The 3,938-nt window shown below is 64.4% G+C and carries 2 protein-coding genes and 1 pseudogene; 2 read left to right on the top strand and 1 reads right to left on the bottom strand.

What is annotated here, in order from left to right; translation table 11 throughout:
* Positions 1 to 1,541: 1,541 nt before the first annotated feature.
* Entirely contained in the window at positions 1,542 to 2,402 is an 861-nt protein-coding gene (locus ABZ624_RS42275) for a hypothetical protein (RefSeq protein ID WP_360100948.1), read from the top strand.
* A 181-nt stretch (positions 2,403 to 2,583) separates the two neighbouring features.
* Here the strand turns inward: ABZ624_RS42275 and ABZ624_RS42270 are convergent, their stop codons facing one another.
* Positions 2,584 to 3,786 (bottom strand): hypothetical protein, encoded by a 1,203-nt coding sequence (locus tag ABZ624_RS42270; protein ID WP_360100945.1) that lies wholly within the window; start codon positions 3,784 to 3,786, stop codon positions 2,584 to 2,586.
* A gap of 26 nt (positions 3,787 to 3,812) precedes the next feature.
* Here ABZ624_RS42270 and ABZ624_RS42265 point away from each other — a divergent pair.
* Positions 3,813 to 3,938: pseudogene (locus tag ABZ624_RS42265) on the top strand (transposase); the annotation flags it as partial.

The raw sequence follows: 3,938 nt of genomic DNA, 5'->3' as shown, positions 1-3,938 counted from the left end.
GCGACAGCACCAGGCCCGCATCAGTCACTACAAACGACGCGGACACAGTCCCTGACCTAGCCATCAGTCACGGCAAGCACCGTTGCAGTACTAGTGGCCAGCTGGCGGACTGGCTGTGATTTCTCTCAGGTGCTGAGGGAGGCACCCGGTTTCGGGGTCTGTGAGAAGGGCCGGGTGCGCCCTCCCTCATGGACCCTCGTCTGCGGGGCGAACGAGCAGGCCCTCGGCCCGCTGCTGCTCGTTCGCCAGTGCCCGCCGCGCGGCAGCCCGCGCGTTCTTCAGCCGGATGCCCACCTCGTAGCCCTGTAGGTGGCGTCCAGCGGCGCCAGGACATGTCCGTGTTCGGTTGCCCACCCGCGTGCGGCGGCGAGTCCGGGCGCCCGTGCGACGTCGAAGTGCGACCAAGCCATGCCCAGCTTCTCGAGTTGTTCGACACGGTCCTGTCCAGACCGCCGTGGGCGTAGAAGCAGCGGGCGTCGGCGATCCATTGTCCCATCGAGAAGACGGCGAACGAGGCCGGCCGCCCCCGGCTTCCGCCTCCTGCTCGCTGCTGGCGGACACCCGCGGTACGTGAACGGGGCTTTCAGGTCTCCTGGCTGGCGGGAGTAGATGACGGCAGCTTCCACGCCGCGCCGCCGGGGTCGTGCGCGAGGTTGAGAAACCCGCAGGTCAATGAACACAGCGAGGGCAGCCGGGGTGCGCGGCGTTGAGAACTTCATCAGTCGGCAGGCAGACGCTGACGGACCACCGACCCCTTCCCTGTCAGTGCCGCTCTCCATGGCCTGCGCGCCCGTGGACGGGCTTGTAGGCGCTTGGAGCCTGCTGCGCCAACTGGGTTCCACCACGGGCATGGTGCACCCCTGAGCGCTTCCAGTGCTGGCCCGCCGTGCGCGTGGGAGGCGAGCATGTTGTCCTCCCCGGTCCCGAGCAGGACCGGCACCACGAGCGAGGCGACCTTGCCGTCGCCGGGCTGCATGCGCAGCGCCCGCCCGACGGCTTGGACGGGGGCGGGCACGCAATCACGCACATCGGTCCAGTAGACGCAGTCGCCGTTCTTCCCGGGCTGCAGAGGCGCCGGACAGCCAAGTGCCTGACCTGCGGGAAGATCAGGCCGCTGAAGGGCGGGGTCCGGAGTCTGTTGGGGACAGCCAGGGATGGGGCGATGTGTCAGGGGGCGGCGGACCGGGTGTGACTGAGCGGCCGTCATACCGCCAGGGCCTCACTCGTCGTGGTGTGCGCATGTCGGCATGCTCCCGGACGCCCCTTTGCGCGCCTGAGCTGTGCCCGTGCGGTGAGCGGTGCACGGGACGCGCGTCACAGTGGCTACGTCACACGAGTAACTTTGGCACCACAGGTAACAGGGCGAGCCGTTCGGGCGTCACAAGGGTGTTCAGGCTTCACGCAGGCCGTTTGGCAGAACGGTGTCACGGCTCTGCAGCCCAGATCTTTCCGCGTGCAAGGAGGATGAATTGGTAGCGCGTCACAAGAAGTTGCGCCAAGCGCTGACCACAAGACGGGTACGAGTGCTGAGGGCCGGCGTTATGGCCGTCCCCATCTGCGTCAGCTTCGTGTCGGCCGGTTCGGTAAATGCGTCGGCGAGTGAGCTCTCGGCGCAAGTGGCCGACGGTGCGACGCTTTCCGGCGATTCAGGTGATCCGTCTTGGTTGCACGCCATCAATGACATTTCGCTCGATGAATTCATCAAGGTGGCTGAGCAGTACAACCCGAACCACGAGAATAGAAAGATCATCGTGGATGGCGTGGACTACGGAACCGACGGGTGCAGTGCAGGTGGGCAAGCGGCGTTCGAGGCGTGTTGGCGTCATGACGCCAACATTCGCAGTTTGCAGGAACATCCAGGTTTTTACAATCAGTTCAACTGGGATCACGTCGCGCAGGTGCAATTCGGGCGTGATCTCCAGACATTGGTTGACGGGGGTGTAATTGGCGGAGTTCGCCGGACGGTGTACCTGCGGGGTACGTGGTTTGCCGGGCATTGGTTACCCGCGAATTTACCGGAACCATTTTACCTGGCTCCTTATCATTCTGGGCCGCAGCACTATGTCGGTCTTGACGTGGCCAAGGCGCCTGAGGCCCGGGTGGCGAATGCGCATGTGGCCGACGCGCCGCTCGAGAGGCGCCAGTCCAAGCAGACGCAGTTCTACGGCCAGGCCGAGGACGGTTCGTGGCACAGAGTGATGGTTGGGTCCTCGACCGACGGCTACGGCCATGTCGTGGGCTATGGCTTTGACAGGAATGGCGTCTGGCAAGCGCTCAAGGACCCGGAGGGTGACTTGAGCGACGAACAGAGGGCCAAGGAAGCGGCTGACAAGCAGCGGGCCGAGCAACAGGAACGCCAGCGTCAGGAGGAGCGTTCTTCGCCACTTCGAAGAACGAGCTGATCGGCACCCAACCCCGGCCGAACAGGACCGCCGCCCACACCGCGATCTTTGAGCGGACCGAGAGCTGGCATGGCGGTTTCGCCGGTGACGGCTCACCCGTGATCAGGAACCAGGGGTGAGCCGCAACGGAGCCAGCCAGCCTACGCGGATAGCGGGAGAGGGTATGCGGAGCGGGGCAACGCTATTTGACAACCCATGCGTCCCCACGGGTTCCGTGAATCTTTTGGTTGATGATGGGGTGCGAACCAGGCCGTTGAATAATCATGATCCGGTCGACCCTGGTGTACTCGTGGGTGTCGATGCGCTGTGCGGTGGCGCTGATGGCCTGCCGGTGCGCATGGGCGACATTGCCGCTGAAGAGGATCACGTCCGCCTGCGGCAGGGCCACGCCGAGTTGTTGGATGCCGACACCCCAGGGGCAGGCCAGGCCGCCGTACATTACCGCGGTGATCAGGCCTTTTTGGTTGATGGCCCAACCGGCGTTGGTGACACCGCAGTCGTCGTAGCTCGCCAGCGGATCGGGCGCCACCAGCAATCGGCCGTGCTGCCTGAAGTGAATGCCGTCTCGACTGATCGCGTATTTGATGTTCCACACTGGAGGGGGAACGATGTCGCGGTAAGCGGCGATGTACTGCCCGTTGAGCAACTTGATGTCGGCGTCGACGAAGGGGCCCACCCCAGCCACGTATGTAAAATGCCGCGGTAAGGGCTCGGTGGAGACAGCCAGGTGCTGCTCCGCGACGCCATTGACCACGCCGTCGAAGTACAACTCCCACCGCCACCGGTGACCGCCCTTATAGCGCGAGTTATAGATCAACGATGGGCGGGCGCAGGAGCTGACGTGAACGTGCGCGCCCCCGAAGATGATCTTACTGCGGTCGGTCAGCGGCGGCCAGTGGATCCCGTCACGGGAGCGCAGTATTGAGCACCCCTCGACACCGACCGCTCCGGCGGTCATCGCCATGACCCAGCTGTCCCGGAGCCTGACCGCCGAGGGGTCGTTGACGTGGTTGTAACCGCCGTGATCGATGACCTTCCTGATGCTGGAGAAGCCATGGGTGAGTGTGTCGTCTCTGGTGGTGGCCAGGTAGATATCGTCGTGTTGATTTCCTGGGGCGAACAAGCCGCCGGAGTAGACGTTCCAGACGCGGCCCGCTTTGACGGGGTTGGCCGCATACAGATTCGGCCCCTTGACGACCGGGTTGCCGCGGTAAGGAACAAAGAATGCCTGACCTGGGTCTTTGACCGATCGACCCACGTGGCGGACGGTGAACGGATCACCACCCTTCCCGAGATAGATCAGCCTCGGTGATGCCATGGCGGGAGCTACCAGTACTGACTTCAGCTCGTCGGGGTGAATCTTCACGAAGTCCCTGATGGGCATGGATGGGTGGCTGTATCCCGTGGTGTGTGAGGTATGCGGATGGGGGCGGCCTGACCCCTGAGGGACGTCGGCGCCGGGAGACGGTACGGATGCAGGCGGCCGAGCTGTTCGAGCAGAAGGTCAAGCCGCCGGAAGTCGCACGGCGGCTGCGG

The sequence above is a fragment of the Streptomyces sp. NPDC007205 genome (assembly GCF_040634095.1).
Lineage (GTDB): Bacteria > Actinomycetota > Actinomycetes > Streptomycetales > Streptomycetaceae > Streptomyces.
The sequence above is the reverse complement of the archived record's forward strand: the minus strand, read 5'-3'. Positions and strand labels throughout refer to the sequence as shown.